17 protein-coding genes are annotated in these 16876 nt (G+C 61.1%); 6 read left to right on the top strand and 11 right to left on the bottom strand.

The window, feature by feature from the left end:
* Nucleotides 1-85: 85 nt before the first annotated feature.
* Nucleotides 86-826 carry a 16S rRNA (uracil(1498)-N(3))-methyltransferase gene (locus V6617_RS14050; RefSeq protein ID WP_338607585.1) on the bottom strand — a complete coding sequence of 247 codons (741 nt, stop codon included), beginning with the start codon at nt 824-826 and terminating at the stop codon, nt 86-88.
* Nucleotides 827-899: 73 nt separating this feature from the next.
* Between V6617_RS14050 and ubiA the strand changes: the two genes are divergently transcribed.
* Nucleotides 900-1826 (top strand): 4-hydroxybenzoate octaprenyltransferase, encoded by a 927-nt coding sequence (gene ubiA, locus V6617_RS14055; protein ID WP_338607586.1) that lies wholly within the window; start codon nt 900-902, stop codon nt 1824-1826.
* A gap of 67 nt (nt 1827-1893) precedes the next feature.
* Here the strand turns inward: ubiA and V6617_RS14060 are convergent, their stop codons facing one another.
* The gene (locus tag V6617_RS14060) at nt 1894-2406 is read right to left on the bottom strand and encodes a DUF6101 family protein (RefSeq protein ID WP_338607587.1); all 513 of its coding nucleotides are present in this window, start codon (nt 2404-2406) and stop codon (nt 1894-1896) included.
* A 264-nt stretch (nt 2407-2670) separates the two neighbouring features.
* On the opposite strand from V6617_RS14060, the gene V6617_RS14065 reads away from it, so the two are divergent.
* Together V6617_RS14065 and V6617_RS14070 are read left to right on the top strand one after the other, a co-directional pair.
* The gene (locus V6617_RS14065; protein ID WP_338607588.1) at nt 2671-3510 is read left to right on the top strand and encodes a 3'(2'),5'-bisphosphate nucleotidase CysQ; all 840 of its coding nucleotides are present in this window, start codon (nt 2671-2673) and stop codon (nt 3508-3510) included.
* Nucleotides 3511-3513: 3 nt separating this feature from the next.
* The gene (locus V6617_RS14070; protein ID WP_338607589.1) at nt 3514-3750 is read left to right on the top strand and encodes a DUF4170 domain-containing protein; all 237 of its coding nucleotides are present in this window, start codon (nt 3514-3516) and stop codon (nt 3748-3750) included.
* A gap of 7 nt (nt 3751-3757) precedes the next feature.
* Here V6617_RS14070 and V6617_RS14075 read toward each other — a convergent pair whose 3' ends face one another.
* Both V6617_RS14075 and xseA read right to left on the bottom strand, forming a co-directional pair.
* Nucleotides 3758-3979: a DUF2093 domain-containing protein gene (locus tag V6617_RS14075; protein ID WP_338607590.1), complete on the bottom strand. Its 222-nt coding sequence runs from the start codon at nt 3977-3979 to the stop codon at nt 3758-3760.
* Nucleotides 3980-4025: 46 nt separating this feature from the next.
* Complete coding sequence (gene xseA, locus V6617_RS14080; RefSeq protein WP_338607591.1) at nt 4026-5576, bottom strand: exodeoxyribonuclease VII large subunit; 1551 nt, start codon at nt 5574-5576, stop codon at nt 4026-4028.
* Nucleotides 5577-5676: 100 nt separating this feature from the next.
* Between xseA and purD the strand changes: the two genes are divergently transcribed.
* Nucleotides 5677-6936 (top strand): phosphoribosylamine--glycine ligase, encoded by a 1260-nt coding sequence (gene purD, locus V6617_RS14085; RefSeq protein ID WP_338607592.1) that lies wholly within the window; start codon nt 5677-5679, stop codon nt 6934-6936.
* A gap of 65 nt (nt 6937-7001) precedes the next feature.
* Nucleotides 7002-7865, top strand: a complete 864-nt coding sequence (locus tag V6617_RS14090) for a patatin-like phospholipase family protein (RefSeq protein ID WP_338607593.1) — start codon at nt 7002-7004, stop codon at nt 7863-7865.
* Here the strand turns inward: V6617_RS14090 and V6617_RS14095 are convergent.
* The gene (locus V6617_RS14095; protein ID WP_338607594.1) at nt 7837-8286 is read right to left on the bottom strand and encodes a nucleoside deaminase; all 450 of its coding nucleotides are present in this window, start codon (nt 8284-8286) and stop codon (nt 7837-7839) included. The two genes, V6617_RS14090 and V6617_RS14095, sit on opposite strands and share 29 nt — an antisense overlap.
* A gap of 74 nt (nt 8287-8360) precedes the next feature.
* Between V6617_RS14095 and mutL the strand changes: the two genes are divergently transcribed.
* Complete coding sequence (gene mutL, locus V6617_RS14100) at nt 8361-10181, top strand: DNA mismatch repair endonuclease MutL (RefSeq protein ID WP_338607595.1); 1821 nt, start codon at nt 8361-8363, stop codon at nt 10179-10181.
* A 22-nt stretch (nt 10182-10203) separates the two neighbouring features.
* On the opposite strand, the gene V6617_RS14105 is transcribed toward mutL, so the two are convergent.
* From V6617_RS14105 to ileS, 6 genes are all read right to left on the bottom strand, one after another.
* The gene (locus V6617_RS14105) at nt 10204-10332 is read right to left on the bottom strand and encodes a hypothetical protein (RefSeq protein ID WP_338607596.1); all 129 of its coding nucleotides are present in this window, start codon (nt 10330-10332) and stop codon (nt 10204-10206) included.
* A gap of 141 nt (nt 10333-10473) precedes the next feature.
* Complete coding sequence (rsmD, locus tag V6617_RS14110) at nt 10474-11028, bottom strand: 16S rRNA (guanine(966)-N(2))-methyltransferase RsmD (protein WP_338607597.1); 555 nt, start codon at nt 11026-11028, stop codon at nt 10474-10476.
* 4 nt (nt 11029-11032) lie between these two features.
* The gene (locus V6617_RS14115; protein ID WP_338607598.1) at nt 11033-12628 is read right to left on the bottom strand and encodes a pseudouridine synthase; all 1596 of its coding nucleotides are present in this window, start codon (nt 12626-12628) and stop codon (nt 11033-11035) included.
* 87 nt (nt 12629-12715) lie between these two features.
* The gene (locus V6617_RS14120; RefSeq protein ID WP_338607599.1) at nt 12716-13282 is read right to left on the bottom strand and encodes a hypothetical protein; all 567 of its coding nucleotides are present in this window, start codon (nt 13280-13282) and stop codon (nt 12716-12718) included.
* A 124-nt stretch (nt 13283-13406) separates the two neighbouring features.
* Nucleotides 13407-13877, bottom strand: a complete 471-nt coding sequence (gene lspA, locus V6617_RS14125; RefSeq protein ID WP_338607600.1) for a signal peptidase II — start codon at nt 13875-13877, stop codon at nt 13407-13409.
* Between the two features lie 8 nt (nt 13878-13885).
* Nucleotides 13886-16861, bottom strand: coding sequence for an isoleucine--tRNA ligase (gene ileS, locus V6617_RS14130; protein ID WP_338607601.1), 2976 nt, complete (start codon nt 16859-16861; stop codon nt 13886-13888).
* Nucleotides 16862-16876: the final 15 nt, after the last annotated feature.

A 16876-nucleotide genomic window follows, 5' to 3' on the forward strand; every position in this document is an offset into this window, starting at 1 on the left:
TAAGGGCATGGTCCCATGCCAGTGCGGCGACAATAGCGGGCGCTGATTTCAGATCAATACCCTTTATCGTCATCTTACGATAAATCTACCAGTCACCGGCTACGGCCTGAATCAGGGCCAGCGCGGCCACTGCCGCCGTGTCGGCGCGCAGGATTCTCGGTCCCAGGCTGATCGGCACCACAAAATCGCGTTCAAGCAATGTTTCGCGCTCCTTCTCGGAAAATCCGCCCTCCGGGCCGATCAATAGCCCCAATCGCCTTCCTTTTAGCCGGTTGAGCGTTTCGACCGGGGAAGCCGAAGCGGCCGCCTCATCGCAAAAGATCAGAATGCGGTCGGCATGGATATCGCGCCAACTGGCCAGAAGTTTGTCGAAACTGATCTCGGGCGAAATCTCGGGTACGCTGAGCACCTCGCATTGCTGAGCCGCCTCAATGGCATGGGCTTTGAGCTTATCGGGGTTCAGGCGGGCATTTTGCACATAGCGGGTGATGACCGGCTGGAGCTTGCCGGCGCCCATCTCGGTTGCCTTCTGGATCTCGTAGTCTAGACGCTTGATCGGTGCAAAACCGAACCAGAGATCGTTGGCCGGAGTTTGTTGGGCGCTTCGCTCGATCAGACGCAGCGACACCAGTTTCTTGGCGACCTGCACGATCTCGGCAAGAAAGGCGCCGTCCTGACCATTGAAGACAATGCAATTGTCTCCCGGGGCCCTGCGCAAGACGTTCACCAGATGGTTGGTCTGGTCTTTGTCGAGGTCAATTTCGGCGCCGTTCGACAGCGGGGTTTCGACATAGAGGCGCGGCAGGGTCTTATGGGTACGCGGCATGGGGCGGTTGACTTGAGCTTGTGAGCGGTTAGAGCCTTTTTGCCAGACAATGATGCGGCACAAAAGGCTATCCATGCACGAGAACACTCCGGGCTCTGTCGCCGATGCTCCGAAAGGCAATTGGGTCGACCGTTATGCACCAGCCTACGCCAAGCCCTATCTGCGCATGTCGCGGCTCGACCGACCGATAGGCTACCAGCTTCTGTTCTGGCCATGCGCCTACGCCTTGGGACTGGTCAGTGTCGCCAAAGACAGCGCTTTCAACTGGTGGCATCTGGTCCTGTTTTTCATCGGCGCCATTGCCATGCGGGGTGCCGGTTGCACGTTCAACGACATTGTCGATCGGGACATCGACGACAAGGTGGCCCGAACGCGGTCACGGCCCATTCCGTCCGGGCAGGTTAGCGTGAAGCAGGCGGCAATCTGGCTGGTCGCGCAATCGCTGGTCGGGCTTGCGGTGCTGGTCCAGTTCAATGGATTTGCCATTCTCCTCGGTATCGCCTCGCTGGTGCTGGTGGCGATCTATCCGTTCATGAAGCGTGTCACGTACTGGCCACAGCTTTTTCTCGGGCTGGCCTTTTCGTGGGGCGCCCTGCTGGGCTGGGCCACGGAAACGGGGGCTCTGGCCTGGCCCGCGCTGGTCCTCTATCTGGGATGCATCGCCTGGACCATCGGATACGACACCATCTATGCGCTGCAGGATGTCGAAGACGATGCGCTAATCGGGGTGAAATCGACTGCACGGCTGGTCGGTTCTGACGTCAAGCCGTTCGTTGCGGCATTTTATGCATTGGCAGCGGTCCTATGGAGCGTTGCGGCACTGATGGTGGGCGCTGGACTTGTGTTCTTCGTCCTGTTCCTTTTGACAGTGGCTATGCTGGCCTGGCAGGTGGCGACCATCCAGCGCACCAATGGCGCGCGCAGCCTGATGCTGTTTAAATCCAACCATTGGCTGGGCGCTGCTCTGACAGCGGCATTCGTTATTGAGGGGCTATTCTAGGCACCAAATGCAAACGCCCCGCCAGTGGCGGGGCGGTATCTGCTTTCAGAGGTCGCAGGGAGTACGATCAGGCCTGCTTTTCACCGGGCTTGCGACGGCGGGCGAAACGAGTGCGACGTTCGGCTTCTGCCGAGAGCATGCGTCGGCCGTTTGAATTGCCAACCATGACGCCGTCGATCTGCTGGGAGTAGGCAACAAGCGCACCATCGCCAGAGCGGATGTAGAGGGGCAGCCGCAGTTTGCGGCCCCAGTTCTGCCATTCGGCCACGACGTTGGAATTGCCTTCTTCCTCAAAGACCCGGTAATTGAGGTCGTCATTTGAATGGATCAGTTCAATTGCGCTCGAGAGATTGCCCTCGTCGGTGATCCGGGTGGAGACGGCAACGCCGACATATTCGGCAACGGGAACCTTGATCTTGACCGTGACGCCACTCTTGTCGAGTTTGCGCCGCACGGTCACGGTCATCATGTCGTCGCGCCGGCCATTATCATTGGCTGCGCTATGAACCCGATGCCGCGGATAGACCGCGCCTTGCAACAGAGTCGATGGAAACCCATCGACGATCATGCCGAAAACCATTGTGAGCCTTCCTGTCAACTTCCGAGAGCTTTTTGTTTTGGTGCTCTCTTTTCGTTGGAGCCAATCTAGCGCGGCGCTCTCATCATCGGCTTAAAAAACGGGGTTAAGTTTCTCTTGTGTGAAAATGGGTTAGCGGAATCTCACCCTGTGTAAGAAGCGATTAACCGCACCGCTTGCGCGCACCCGATTATCAGCCTAACAAGGGCGCAAAGTGCCGCCCGCGCCAGCGGAGGGCGCGTGACACTGATCGGTTTGGGAGTGGGCATGCCCACCACTGTCCCCCAGGGCATTAAAGACGACATCAAGCTGCTTAAATCGGCAGCGGTCCATGCGGGGATCATCGCGCTCGGTTTTTTCAGAACCGACATGCGAACCTGGACAAAAAATATCACATCTCCCGTTTCGGAAGCCGATATCGCGGTCGACAATTTTCTGTCCGGCGCCCTGCGGGCCGCGCGCCCCGATTACGGGTGGCTTAGCGAGGAAACCGCAGACTCCCCTGCTCGCCTTGAACATCGACGCATTTTCATCGTCGATCCCATCGACGGGACGCGCGGATATATACGCGGGGAAGACAGCTGGACGATTTCGCTGGCCGTTGTCGAAGACGGAGTCGCGGTCGCCGGTGTCGTCTATGCGCCGGCGCGCGATGAGATGTATGTGGGCGGGCTGGGCCTGGGGGCGACGTGCAACGACGTGCCATTGCAAGCCGAGCACGCGCGTTCGGAATCTCCCCTCATTCCGGCACCGGCCGCTGTGCATCACGAACTCGCCACCCTCGGGCTGAGCTATACAAAAGGCCCGGCCTATCCTTCTCTTGCCTACCGGCTGGTGCAAGTGGCCGCCGGCAAACTCGATGCGGCGGTTGCACGGCGCGGTGCCCAGGATTGGGATATCGCGGGCGCCGACATCATCCTTTCGGAAGCAGGCGCGCGGTTTGAGGACGTCTGTCTGGGCACCCCGCGCTACAACGGCGCCGATACGCGCCACGCGGCGCTTGCCGCGACGGCCGACATTTCACTATTATCGCCCTTGTGCGATGCCTTGCGCGTCGTTTATGGCTGCCCGCAACCCGATTCCGACAATCCAGAACCACAGGCTTAAGGCATGAGCGAAGCACCGGCCAAACAATTGCTCCACCTCGTCATCGGCGGAGAGATGTCCGCTCTGGAGGGCGTCGAGTTCAAAAATCTCGATGAAGTCGATATCGTGGGTGTCTATCCCAATTATGCTTCGGCCTATGCGGTCTGGAAACAGAAGGCGCAGATGACCGTGGATAATGCCGAGATGCGCTATTTCATCGTGCACATGCACAAGCTGCTGGATCCGGCCCAACCCAGCTGAAAGCGCGCTATTTCTCGCCGATGGACCGTTGGTAGGCCGTAAAGGCCGCCTGTGCGTCGACGTAAGCCTCCTGCCTGTCCACACTCCAATAGGCCAGATCCTCGATAGGGATGGGCGCGTTGGTGATCGCGCAGCGCACGAAGGTGCCCGGCTTGACGACGACATAGTCGGCATCGAGATAGCGTATCTTGGCTTCGGACGGCGCAAAACCGGAATCGAGAATGTTCATGAGCGGCTTTCCTCTGCGCCTTGTTTAGCGGGCTTTGGGATGGCGGTCAAAACAGACTTTCCTGTTCGCCACCGCCGTCTTCCGAGCGCGGCTTCCTGCGCGGAATCGGGGGCGCACCGGAAACGGTTGCAGCAATCGAGCCCTGCGCCACGTCAATTGTCAGTGCATCACCGGGTTTGACGTCATCGGACGCACGCACGAGATTGCCGCCGGCATCGGTGACGAGAGCGAACCCCCGGGCCAGCACCTGATGATAGCTGACCGACGACAGCAACTTAGACAGCCCGTCGAGCCTGGCCCTTCGGGTCTCCGCGATGCGGATGAAGGCCGGATCCATGCGGTTGGAGATTGCATCGAGATGGCGGCGTCCCTGAGCGATCGGTGTCGTCAAAAGACCCGGGCGCAAACGGCTGGCGATGGGCGAAAACGCCACCCGCGCACGCCCTGCCCTTGTCTGCAAGCCATGGCGCCCGCGCGTGCTCGCGGTTTGCAGCCGATTGGCGGCGGCATCGAGCCTCTGGCGCAGCAGACCGATGGCAAGCCGCCCAGCAACGCGCTGGTGATCCATGGCCTTGGTGTGCTGAGCGGCACGCAAGCCAGAGCTCAATCTTGCCGTTGCCATATCGAGGCGCTGGCGCTGGGTGGACACCAGGTCAGCGGCCCGCGGCAGTCCAGCCGACGCGGCCCGGAGACGGTCTTTGAGATTGGCCGCGATGCGGCGTGCGGCCATACGCTGGCGCGAACCGAGATCTTCGACATAGGCGATCAATTCGCCACGCACCGGCACGGCCATTTCGGCCGCGCCCGTGGGCGTGGGCGCACGCCTGTCGGCAACATAATCAATAAGCGTGATATCTGTTTCATGCCCGACGGCCGATATGACCGGGATTTCCGAGCGCGCGACGGCACGGACCACACTCTCCTCGTTGAAACCCCAAAGATCCTCGATCGAGCCACCACCGCGCGCGACGATCAGAAGATCAGGCCGAGGGACCGGGCCATCGGGCGAGAACGCATTGAAGCCATCGATAGCGGCGGTCACTTCGGGTGCACAGGTGTCGCCTTGCACCCGAACCGGCCAGACGATGACGTGGGAAGGAAAGCGATCATCGAGGCGGTGCAGAATGTCGCGGATCACGGCACCGGTCGGAGAGGTCACAACCCCGATCACCCGCGGCAGATAGGGAAGTTCCTTCTTGCGTTCGGGCGCAAACAGACCCTCGGCAATGAACTTTTTCCGCCGCTCCTCGAGCAGTGCCATGAGCGCGCCAGCGCCGGCGGGCTCAATGTTTTCAATGACAATCTGATATTTTGACGAGCGCGGATATGTGGTCAGCCGCCCGGTTGCAATGACCTCCAGCCCTTCCTGTGGCTTGAAGGCAAGGCGCGAATAGCTGCCCTTCCAGACCACCGCATCCATGGCGGCGGCATCGTCTTTCAGGGTAAAATAGCAATGGCCCGAACTGTGCTGACCGCGAAAGCCGGAGATTTCCCCGCGCACCCGCACATAGCCGAACTGGTCCTCGACGGTGCGTTTGACCGCCTGGGAGATTTCGGAAACGGTAAATTCGAAGGCGTTGGACTGATTATCGCTCATGGGTCTCGTTGGTGACCGAGCCTTGCGGCGCCGTCAAGGGTGGCGGGTTGTCATCGCTCATGATAGAGGGGCGCCAAACTCAAGGCAAAGAGGGTGAGCCATGCGGGTGTTGCTGATCGGATCGGGTGGACGCGAGCATGCGCTGGCCTGGAAGATGACGCAATCGGAGCGGCTCGAAAAGCTGTTTGTCGCGCCGGGCAATGGCGGCACCCAGACCATTGCTGAAAATGTCGCTCTCGATGTGGCCAATCACGCGGCTGTTGTCGATTTTTCGTTGCGCGAGCAAATCGACCTTGTGGTGGTGGGCCCCGAAGTACCGCTGGTCGCGGGAATTTCGGACGATCTGCGCGCAGCCGGAATTGCCGTTTTCGGCCCGTCCAAGATCGCCGCCCAACTCGAAGGCTCCAAGGCCTTTACCAAGGCGTTGTGCGATGAAATGGGCATTCCCACGGCGGCGTATGGGAAATTCGACACGCTCGAACCCGCGCTTGCCTATCTGGATCAGCACGGCGCTCCAATCGTTATCAAGGCCGATGGGCTGGCTGCCGGAAAGGGCGTTACGGTGGCCGAGACGTCGGAACAGGCGCGAGAGGCAGTGCGCGACTGCTTTTCCGGCGCATTCGGTACGGCAGGCGCTGAAGTGGTGATCGAAGAGTATCTCGTAGGCGAAGAAGCGAGCCTTTTTGCCATTTGCGATGGCGAACATACTATCCTCTTGCCCGCCGCGCAGGATCACAAGCGCGCATTCGATGAAGACAAGGGCCCCAATACGGGCGGCATGGGCGCCTACGCCCCGGCTCCGGTGATGACCGATGCGTTGATCGAACGCGCCTATCGCGAGATTATTGCTCCGGCCATCAAGGGCATGGCGGCGCGGGGAACGCCGTTTTCCGGGGTTCTGTTCACCGGGTTAATGATCACCAAGGATGGCCCCAAGCTCATTGAATTCAACACGCGGTTCGGCGATCCCGAAACGCAGGTGTTGATGATGCTGCTCGAGAGTGATCTGCTCGATATTCTCCAGGCCACCGCAAATGGCACGCTCGACAACGTCTCGCCGCGCTGGAAGCGGCACGTCGCATTGACGGTGGTCCTCGCGGCCAACGGATATCCGGGCGCCTACGAGAAAAATACCGTCATAAAGAATGCCGACGGGTTGGATAGCGACACCGTTCAGGTCTTTCATGCAGGAACGGTACGAGACGGAGATGCCCTGCTTGCCAATGGCGGACGAGTGCTCAATGTCACGGCGATTGGCGAGAGTGTGAACGAAGCGCGTAAGCGCGCCTATGCAGCACTCGGAGCCATTGACTGGCCGGACGGGTTTTGTCGCCGCGACATCGGATGGCGCGCGCTTTAGAAGCAATCTCTTCTCAATACGATATGGCTAGACTAGGCTGAGGGAAGAACCGGAGGGCCCGTACCATGGGGACGATAAGGGATCCCAGAATCGGGATTGCGCTGGGGGGCGGAGCGGCCCGTGGACTGGCCCATATTCCCTTTATCGAAGCGATGGACGAACTTGGGCTCGTTCCGCACCGTATCGCCGGCACATCGATCGGCGCGCTGATCGGCTCGGGCTGGGCGGCCGGGCTCAAGGGCCACGAAATCCGCGAGCTATCGTATGAAATGCTGGGCACGATGAACGGGCTGTTCGGGCGCCTTCTCTCGACCCAGGTCCGTTCCATGGCCAAGATTTTTCGTGAAGGCATCTCGATTCAACTCGATCCGGTACAGGTGGTCGACACATTCACGCCTGACGACATGCCGGAAACATTTCAGGGGCTCAAGATTCCGTTTACCTGCGTTGCGACCGATTTCCGGTCCTGGCACCAGGTTGCCTTTCATGAGGGCGCGCTGAGGCCGGCGGTAGCGGCATCGCTTGCCGTTCCGAGCCTTTATCGGCCCGTCAGCTATCACAAAACGGTTCTTGTCGACGGCGGCGTGGTCAATCCGCTGCCCCTCGATCATGCGGCGGCAGGCACCGACATTCTGGTCGGAATCGACGTCAATGGCGATCCGCACGTATGGCCGGACGGTTATATTCCGACAATGATCGATATCGGGTTCGGGTCAGCCCAGATCATGATGCATCAATTGATTGCAAACATGATCGCGGCCTATCCGCCGGACCTTTATTTTCGGCCGCACCACGTCAATATCGGCGCACACGAATATTGGCGCGTACGGGAAATCATTGAGGCCGGCGAGGCCGAGAAGGATCGCTTCAAGCGGGCGATCACAGCAAAGATCGAGGGGTTCATCGCCGCTCAGCGAAGAATTTCCTGAGCATCTCGGCAGCCCGGCTGGCGGCGACGCCACCGATAACCTCTGGTGAATGGTGACAGGTGGGCTGGTCGAAAAACCGGACGCCATTGTCGACCGCGCCGCCCTTGGGATCTTCCGCAGCGTAGTAAATCCGCCGCAATTTAACATGGGCGATAGCGCCGGCGCACATGGTGCACGGTTCCAATGTTACATAGAGGTCGCAATCGGCTAGACGCCCCGTGCCGTCGGCGCCGAGCGCCGCACGGATGGCGTTGAACTCGGCATGGGCTGTCGGATCTGCACGCTCCCGCATTGTGTTGCGGCCCGTGGCCAAGACTTGACCACCGCGCATGATGACAGCGCCGACCGGCACTTCGCCGGCAGCGGCGGCCTCGGCGGCAAGCGCGAATGCAATTTCCATGGGATTGTCGGGCTTGGTCATGGTCTGGCGCTCATATCAGCTTTGGCGCTTGTTGTCCGCCCCGTTAGACTGGCCACGAAGGAGAATCAGCACATATGGCCATCCGCCAGCTTCCAGACGATCTGGTCAACAAGATTGCCGCCGGCGAAGTCGTCGAGCGGCCGGCCAGTGTGGTCAAGGAACTGGTCGAAAATGCACTCGATGCGGGAGCAAAACGCATCGCCATTACCACTGCGGCGGGCGGAAAGAGCCTGATCCGCATTGAAGATGACGGGCACGGCATGGACGAAGCCGACCTCGTGCTGTCGGTCGAGCGGCATGCGACATCGAAACTCAAGGGTGACGGGCTCGACGATATCCGAACGCTGGGGTTCCGGGGCGAGGCTTTGGCTTCTATCGGGTCGGTATCCGATCTTTCGATAGCTTCGCGGACAGAGGACGCCGAAACGGGGCTCAAGATCTCGCTCAAGCGCGGCGTCAAGTCCGGTCCGGTGCCGCATCCGATCAATCGCGGCACCATAGTCGAGGTCAAGAACCTCTTTGCCGACATTCCTGCGCGGCTGAAATTCCTCAAGACCGACAGGGCAGAGACCGGCGCGATAACCGACGTCATCAAGCGCCTCGCCATGGCACATCGTGGGGTGCATTTCGTCTTATCGGGCACCGACCGACAGCCGATCAACTGGCCCGCGCAGACCGGAGAAAACGCCGTCCACGCCAGGCTGGCGCAGATCATCGGGGCGGATTTTCCCGAGAACGCGCAGCAGATCGGATTTTCGCGCGGCGGGATTGTGGTCGGTGGGTTGGCAGGATTGCCGACCTATTCGCGCGCAAACACACTCAATCAGTTCTACTTTGTCAACGGACGCTCGGTGCGCGACAAGGTACTGCTCGGGGCGGTGCGGGCGGCCTATGCCGATTTTCTGCACCGCGACCGGTTTCCGGTCATTGCACTGTTCGTTGCCATCGATCCTGGTGAGGTCGATGTCAATGTCCACCCGACCAAAGCCGAGTTGCGGTTTCGCGATCCGGGCGCGGTACGGGGCTCTGTTATCCGGGCCATTGGCGAAGCGCTGACGGCAGCGGGCTTTCGTGCGTCGTCAAGCGTGTCGGATTCGGCTCTGGCCAGTTTTCGAGCTCCGGCACCGCAAGACAGGACCGAACCGGCGAGCAGTTTTGCCGAGCCGGCCGGCCCTTCAGCGGGCTACAGGGCGCCCTCGCCCCTGCTGGGACAGCAGAGCAACTTTTCACCAGGCCTGGCCGCGGAGATCCGCAAATTCGATGCCCCCAGCGCCCGGCACGAGACAATTGAAGGACCGACGGCGGAGCAGCAGGACTTCCCTCTCGGTGTCGCACGGGCACAGGTCTTTGAGAATTACATCGTTGCCCAGAATGGCGACGCTCTGGTGCTGATCGATCAACACGCAGCCCATGAGCGGCTGGTCTATGAACGGTTTCGCACCCAATTGCGCAACGGGCCCGTCGCCAGCCAGCGGCAGTTGATCCCGGTGGTAATCGACCTTCCGGAAGAAGATTGCGGGCGGCTCGAGGATGCCGCGCCAGTGCTCGAAAAGCTCGGACTTTATCTTGAACGGTTCGGAGCGGGAGCCGTAGCGATCAACGAAACCCCTGCCCTTTTGGGCCAAAGCGACATTGAGGGCCTCGTGCGCGATCTTGCCGATGGACTGGCTGAGTGGGACAATGTGGCCGTACTCGAAGAACGTATGGACGCGATCATCGCTCGGATGGCCTGCCACGGATCAGTCCGCTCGGGACGACGTTTACGGGCGGACGAAATGAATGCGTTGCTGCGCGAAATGGAAGCTACGCCCCATTCGGGCCAGTGCATCCACGGGCGCCCGACCTATATCGAACTCAAGAAGGGCGATCTGGAGCGCCTGTTCGGGCGGCGATAGTCCCCTCCGACCTCAACGCCACTCAGACCGAGCGGCTATTGGTGCTTTGGGACCGGGCGTCGACCTCGGCCTGCGCGGAGATCAGCAGTCCAGCAGTGGCCGCGGCCACCGTGACCAAAGCGCCAATAATGGTTAGGATGACGAGTGCCATTTTGTTTGCCTCCAGATTGCGTGATGCAGACCCAACCCGCGTCGCGTGTCAGCGGTTCCTGAAAAAAGGCCGGGGGCGGCAAATTTGTGGCTGGTGTGTGGCAATGAACACTTCCCCCGCCCTCTTCCCCATCTGCCGGCGTCAGGCGACATCAAGAAAGGTGACGGCCGTCTCGGCATATTCTCGGCGGTCGATGATTTGCGTACCGGAGGGAGCCTCAATGGCGATGTCCTTGCGCTCCTCGAGTACGACAAGGGCCTCAGGTGCTATCCAGCCGCCGGAAAGCGCGCTTACGAGCGCTCTTTCGCCAAGTCCCCTGCCGTATGGCGGGTCAAGGAACACAAGGTCGGAAGGCCTGATCCGTTCGGCCGGGCCAAGATCGGTGGCGTCGCGTTTGAGGAGCTTTGTCTGGCCGCCAACGCCAAAATGCTCAATGTGTCCCCGAATCAAGCCGCGGGCCTCAATGCCAGTATCGATGAAGACGCAGTGCGCAGCGCCGCGCGACAGCGCTTCAAAGCCCAGCGCTCCCGTGCCGGCGAAAAGGTCGAGGACATAGAGCCCCTCAAGTTGAGGGCCGATGCGGCTTCCGAGTATCGAGAACACGGCTTCGCGCACGCGGTCCGAAGTGGGACGAATATCGTCCGACTTCGGAGCTTCGAGCTGCTTGCCGCGGAATTTTCCGGCGACGATTCGCATCTAGCTATTTGTCCTCGTCCGGGCGCGGCCGGCGGGGGCGATCAGGCCGGTTGCCTGTCGATGGCCTGGCACCCGGGCGCGGAGGGCGTGGGCCGGACGGCCTGTCGGCTCCAGCTTCGCGGCGCGGACCCTTGGCGAAAGACTTCCCACCGGGCCGGGTCTGACCACCGGGGCCTTTGGAGACCGGACGATCGGAACCTGCGCCTTCGCGCCGGGGTCCTTTGGAAAAGGGCCGGTCTGCGCCAGTGCCCTCCCGACGTGGCCCTTTGGAAAACGGACGGTCGCCGCCTGCGCCTTCGCGGCGTGGCCCTTTGGAAAACGGGCGATCACCACCCGCTCCCTCGCGACGCGGACCGTTTGAGAAGGGGCGCTCTCCGCCACCTTCCTTCCGGGGTCCCTTGTTAAACGGGCGGTCGCCTCCGGCCGATTCCCGGCGCGGCGGGCGATCGGCATCCTTGCGGAAAGGGCGGTCACCGCCACTTCCGGCATCGCGGGGGCCTTTGGCGAACGACTTGCCGCCGGGACGCTGAGGACGATCACCAAAGGATTTTTCTCCCCTGTCGAATCGCTTTGTACCAGCGTCATCGCGTCGGGGCCTGTCGCCGAAGCCACCCTCGTTGCGCTTGCCCTTGCGGTCTCCGCCGGACGGAACAAAGCTCTGGGAGGGACGACCGTCGTCAAAGTGTACGGTGCGGGGCGCTTCCTCGCGCCGCTCTGGGCGCTTGAAATCGGGACGCTTACGCAGGCCGCCGAAGCGGTCGCGCTCGGTGGGCTGGCTTTCGCGCTGGGGGGAGCGGCGGCGCGGCTGATTGGGCTCCTCGGCTATGGGCGAGTCAAAATCGGCTCCCGCACTTTCGGCCAGCCGCTTGCCCAGCTGATCCTGGAGAATGCGCGTCTTGACCTTTTCGACCGAGCCGGTCGGCAGATCACCAAGCTGGAACGGGCCATAGGAGAGGCGGATCAGCCGGTTGACCTCAAGCCCGAGGGCGCCGAGGACGTTGCGAACCTCACGGTTCTTGCCCTCGCGCAGGCTCATCGTGATCCAGACATTGGATCCACTGGTGCTGTCGAGCGCTGCTTCGATGGGTCCGTAGTCGACGCCTTCGACTGTCGTGCCGTTTGCAAGGGTGTCGAGCTGTTCCTGAGTCACGGAGCCGAAGGCACGAACGCGGTAACGTCGCACCCAGCCGGTTGCTGGCAATTCGAGCGTGCGCTTGAGGCCGCCGTCATTGGTCAGTAGCAATAGGCCCTCGGTGTTATAATCGAGCCGTCCGACGGTCAGCACGCGCGGCAGGCCGAGCTTTTCGAACTCGGAAAAGACCGTCGCGCGGCCCTCGGGATCCTTTTCGGTGACCATGAGGCCGGCGGGCTTGTGGTACAGCCAAAGCTGAGTTGCCTGCTTGCGAGCCAAAGGCTTTCCATCGACGGCGATCGTATCGCTTTCGACGACATTGAAGGCGGGGGTCTTGACCGGGCTGCCGTTGACCGCGATGCGGCCGGCGGTGATCCAGGCTTCGGCATCGCGGCGCGAACAGACTCCTGCGCGGGCGATGACCTTGGCGAGGCGCTCGCCGGAGGGGGGTGGGGCTTTATCGCTCATTGGAGCGTCTTCTTTCGATCTGGAGCTATAAAGACAAAGCGAGGCCAATGGCCCCGCCTTGAGCATTTTTTGGTACTGCGCGCGAAATCAGCGTGAGGCTGCGGCGCGCACATCGGGCGGACAGCGGGGATCGGACAGGGTGACAAGGTCACCATTGGCCGCCTCGCATATAAGTTGCTGGCCCGCCACTGTCTGGAAATACTGTTCGGGCGGCAGATAGATGTTGCGCTCGGTCAAGCCCTGGGCATTGCGATAGGCCGCCATGCGCGCAGCGAGCTGGCGGGCTTCGGGTTCGGTCAGCGGTCGGCCCGAGGTGGCGCCCGATGACAGCACGCGTCCAGTCCGCAGCGCCTCAAGATCGGCGGTGGTCAGGCCGGTGGTGTCGATGGTCACGGCGCCCGAATCCTCGGGAATGACTGCTGTCGACTGGCTGGGGGGCGGTGGCGTTGCGCCCGAGGCCGGGAGCACAAGCGGGCTGCGCTCACCCGAAACCATCGGTTTTTCCTCACGCGGCACGATACCCACGCCCTGCAGCGTCGAGCGCATCACTTCGCGCTCAAACGTCAGCGGATCGGTGAGCGCATTGGTGCCCTCGACGGTGGTGCAGGCCGCGAGCGCCGAGGCTGCTGCAACAGCGAGAAATGTCAGACGCAACAGGCGCTTAGTCCTGTTCCTACTCGTTACAACCGTACCCATAGACGCCTCGACCACCCTGATGATCCCTTATTTTCGTGGGGTTATAGCCCATTGGCGGGCGTAAGGCCAGAATTTGGCCGATTTACGATTTCGATTCCGGTTCGGGCCGGGGGCGGAGGACGTCGATGATGAGAGCGATGACGCCTGTGGTAATGGCCATGTCCGCGATGTTGAAAACATAGGGGAAAAAGCTCAGCGAGAAAAAATCGGCGACCGCGCCGTAAACCACGCGGTCAATGGCGTTGGAGAGGGCGCCGCCGATGGCGAGGGCGATGCCGATGCGGGTGAGAAGAGAGTCTTCCTTTACCCACCACCAGGCCAGCGCGACCATGGCCAACCCCATGATAAGCAACAACATTTCCGGGGTCATGCCGCCCATGAGACCGTAGGAAATGCCGGTGTTCCAGACGAGCGTGTAGTCGAAAAATGGCGCCACTTCAATGACTTCGCCGCCTGTCCAGCCGGCCATATCGACCTGAAAATACTTGTGCAAGCGGTCGAAAATCAGGACGTCCAGGCCGAGGAAAAAGCTCCACAGGACCGATGGTTTCATCAAGAAATTCATACGCTTAACCCTGCGGCCGCCCGCTCGCGCATGGCCTGGGCGTCGCGGGGGGTCAGATCGGGGTATTCGGGGTCCGAACCGACCTCCGGCGAGACCTTCCATGAGCGGGCGCAACGGGTTCCCTCTGCTCTCGCGAAGGCCACCTGGACCCCCGGCACCTCGTCCAAACTAAAGAATTGTTGGCTCGAAAATGCATGGAGTTGAGTGGAAATTGCCGACACAATGCACAATTCGGCGAGATCGTGAGTTTCAACCGCTTTGGCAAGTTCGGGATCGGTGATGGCAACGATGGGCGCGGCCTCGAGCGAGGAGCCGATCACCTTGTTCTTGCGCTCGATTTCGAGCGCTCCAGTCACCACCCGACGCACGGCACGGATCTTTGCCCATTTTGCCGCCAGCGCGTCGTCGCGCCATTCGGAGGGCACTTCGGGGAAGGTGCGGGCGTGGACCGAGGAGGCGTCGCCCGGGTTCCGCTCGAGCCAGACTTCTTCCATGGTAAAGACCAGCACCGGGGCCAGCCATGCGGTGAGGCATGAATAGAGCTGGTCGAGGACGGTCAGGGCTGCCTTGCGCTTTTCCGATGAGATCGGATCGCAATAGAGCGCGTCCTTGCGGATGTCGAAATAGAACGCCGAGAGTTCGAGGTTCATGAAATTGGCGATGGTGTTGACCACGCGCTTGTAGTCATAGGCCTTGTAGCCGGCGCGGACCTCGCCATCGAGCACAGCGAGGCGGTGCAGGATGAGTTTTTCGAGCTCGGGCATGTCGGCATAGGCCACCGCTTCCTCGGGCTTGTAATGGGCAAGGTTGCCCAGAAGCCAGCGGAAGGAATTGCGCATCTTGCGATACATCTCGACGGTGTTGGCGAGGATCTCATCGCCAATGCGGTGATCTTCGGCGTAATCGATGGTCGCGGCCCAAAGGCGCAGGATGTCGGCGCCGAACTTCTTGATGATGTCCTGGGGAGCAATGGTGTTGCCCACGGACTTGCTCATCTTGAAGCCCTTGCTGTCCATGGTGAAGCCATGGGTCAGGACAGATTCATAGGGGGCAAAGCCGTTGGTGGCGCAGCTTTCGAGCAGCGAGGAATGGAACCAGCCGCGATGCTGGTCGGAGCCTTCGAGATACATGGAGGCGGGGAATTTCAGGTCCGGCCATTTTTCCCTGTTGCGCAGAACGAAGGCATGGGTCGAGCCCGAGTCAAACCAGACGTCGAGAATGTCGGTGACCTTGGTCCAGTTTTCCAGGTCTGCGACATCATTGCCGAGGAAGCGCTGTTTGGCGTCTTCGGCAAACCAGGCGTCGGCGCCCTCGGCGTTGAAGGCGGCAATGATGCGGGCGTTGACGGCATCGTTTTTGAGGATTTCGCCGGTGTCAGAATTGACGAAAACGGTGATCGGCACACCCCAGGCGCGCTGGCGCGAAAGCACCCAATCGGGGCGATCGGCGATCATCGAGCGCAGGCGGTTCTGGCCGGCGGCGGGAACGAACTTTGTGGCGTCGATGGCAGAAAGGGCGCGGGTGCGTAGGGTGTCGTCCGCTCCCTTGCCAAGGTCCTTGTCCATATAGACGAACCATTGGGGGGTGTTGCGGAAGATGATGGGTTTTTTCGAGCGCCATGAATGGGGGTACTGGTGCTTGAGCCGACCGCGCGCGAAGAGATTGTTTGCGGCGATGAGGGCGGTGATGACGCGCTGATTGGCGTCGCCCTTCTTGCCCTTGTCGTCAATGACGCGTGCGGGACCGCCTTCGGCGTCGGGGCCGAAGCCGGAGGCGTCCTTGGTGTAAAAACCGGCGTCGTCGACGGTGAAGGGGATCGTCGTGTCGATGCCCTTTGCGGCGATGGCGCGGCCCTCGGCCATCCAGATTTCAAAGTCGTCAGCACCGTGGCCGGGGGCGGTGTGGACAAAGCCGGTGCCGGCATCGTCGGTGACGTGGTCGCCGTCGAGCATGGGCACGAGGAAATCGTAGCCGCCACCGAAACCGCGCAACGGATGGTGCAGGGTCGTGGCGCCAAGCTCATCCGCGGTGACGTCGGCCAGGCGTTTGAAGGTGAGTTTTGCCTTTGTCGCGCTTTCTTCGGCGAGGTTGTCGGCAAAGATCAGCTTTTCGCCGGGCTGGGGGCCAAAATCGTTCTCGGCGGACTCCACTTCATAAAGGCCGTAGGCGATGCGCGAGGAATAGGAGACGGCGCGATTGCCGGGGATCGTCCACGGGGTGGTGGTCCAGATGACGACGGATGCACCGACCAAATTAAGGCCTGCATCGTAAGTCATTCCAGTAGCCACCGGAAATTTCACCCAGATCGCGTCGCTCTCATAATCCTGGTATTCGATCTCGGCTTCGGCGAGCGCTGTGCGTTCGACGACCGACCACATCACGGGCTTGGAGCCGCGATAAAGCTGGCCGGAGGCGGCGACTTTCATCAGTTCGGACGCGATGGTGGCTTCGGCGTCGAAGCTCATGGTGAGATAGGGGTTGGCCCAATCGCCATTGATGCCGAGGCGCTTGAATTCTTCGCGCTGGACGTCGACCCAGTGCTCGGCAAAGGTGCGGCATTCGGCGCGGAACTCGTTGACCGGCACTTCGTCCTTGTTGAGGCCCTTGGCGCGGTATTGTTCCTCGATCTTCCATTCGATGGGCAGGCCGTGGCAGTCCCAGCCCGGCACATAGGCGGAATTATAGCCCAGCATCTGCATGGAGCGGGACACAAGATCCTTCAATGTCTTGTTGAGCGCGTGGCCGATATGGATGTTGCCGTTGGCGTAGGGAGGGCCATCGTGGAGCGTGAATTTTTCACGATCACGGCTCTGCTCGCGCAGCATCTTATAGAGGTCCATATCCTCCCAGCGCTTGAGCCATTCGGGCTCACGCTGGGGAAGGCCGGCCCGCATGGGGAAATCGGTCCGGGGCAGGAACAGGGTGTTTGAATAGTCGCGTTCGGTTGTCGCGCCTTGTTGCGTGTCGGTCATAAGAACTCGCGGAAA

The organism is Pelagibacterium nitratireducens (assembly GCF_037044555.1).
GTDB classification, from domain to species: Bacteria; Pseudomonadota; Alphaproteobacteria; order Rhizobiales; family Devosiaceae; genus Pelagibacterium; species Pelagibacterium nitratireducens.

Bases quoted from the DNA above. Each gene is read 5' to 3' on its own strand.
- V6617_RS14070 (WP_338607589.1), top strand. From the start codon at position 3,514: ATGAGCGAAGCACCGGCCAAACAATTGCTCCACCTCGTCATCGGCGGA.
- xseA (WP_338607591.1), bottom strand. From the start codon at position 5,576: ATGAGCGATAATCAGTCCAACGCCTTCGAATTTACCGTTTCCGAAATC.
- V6617_RS14060 (WP_338607587.1), bottom strand. From the start codon at position 2,406: ATGGTTTTCGGCATGATCGTCGATGGGTTTCCATCGACTCTGTTGCAA.
- V6617_RS14075 (WP_338607590.1), bottom strand. From the start codon at position 3,979: ATGAACATTCTCGATTCCGGTTTTGCGCCGTCCGAAGCCAAGATACGC.
- purD (WP_338607592.1), top strand. From the start codon at position 5,677: ATGCGGGTGTTGCTGATCGGATCGGGTGGACGCGAGCATGCGCTGGCC.
- mutL (WP_338607595.1), top strand. From the start codon at position 8,361: ATGGCCATCCGCCAGCTTCCAGACGATCTGGTCAACAAGATTGCCGCC.
- V6617_RS14090 (WP_338607593.1), top strand. From the start codon at position 7,002: ATGGGGACGATAAGGGATCCCAGAATCGGGATTGCGCTGGGGGGCGGA.
- V6617_RS14105 (WP_338607596.1), bottom strand. From the start codon at position 10,332: ATGGCACTCGTCATCCTAACCATTATTGGCGCTTTGGTCACGGTGGCC.
- ileS (WP_338607601.1), bottom strand. From the start codon at position 16,861: ATGACCGACACGCAACAAGGCGCGACAACCGAACGCGACTATTCAAAC.
- lspA (WP_338607600.1), bottom strand. From the start codon at position 13,877: ATGAAACCATCGGTCCTGTGGAGCTTTTTCCTCGGCCTGGACGTCCTG.
- V6617_RS14065 (WP_338607588.1), top strand. From the start codon at position 2,671: ATGCCCACCACTGTCCCCCAGGGCATTAAAGACGACATCAAGCTGCTT.
- V6617_RS14115 (WP_338607598.1), bottom strand. From the start codon at position 12,628: ATGAGCGATAAAGCCCCACCCCCCTCCGGCGAGCGCCTCGCCAAGGTC.
- ubiA (WP_338607586.1), top strand. From the start codon at position 900: ATGCACGAGAACACTCCGGGCTCTGTCGCCGATGCTCCGAAAGGCAAT.
- V6617_RS14050 (WP_338607585.1), bottom strand. From the start codon at position 826: ATGCCGCGTACCCATAAGACCCTGCCGCGCCTCTATGTCGAAACCCCG.
- rsmD (WP_338607597.1), bottom strand. From the start codon at position 11,028: ATGCGAATCGTCGCCGGAAAATTCCGCGGCAAGCAGCTCGAAGCTCCG.
- V6617_RS14095 (WP_338607594.1), bottom strand. From the start codon at position 8,286: ATGACCAAGCCCGACAATCCCATGGAAATTGCATTCGCGCTTGCCGCC.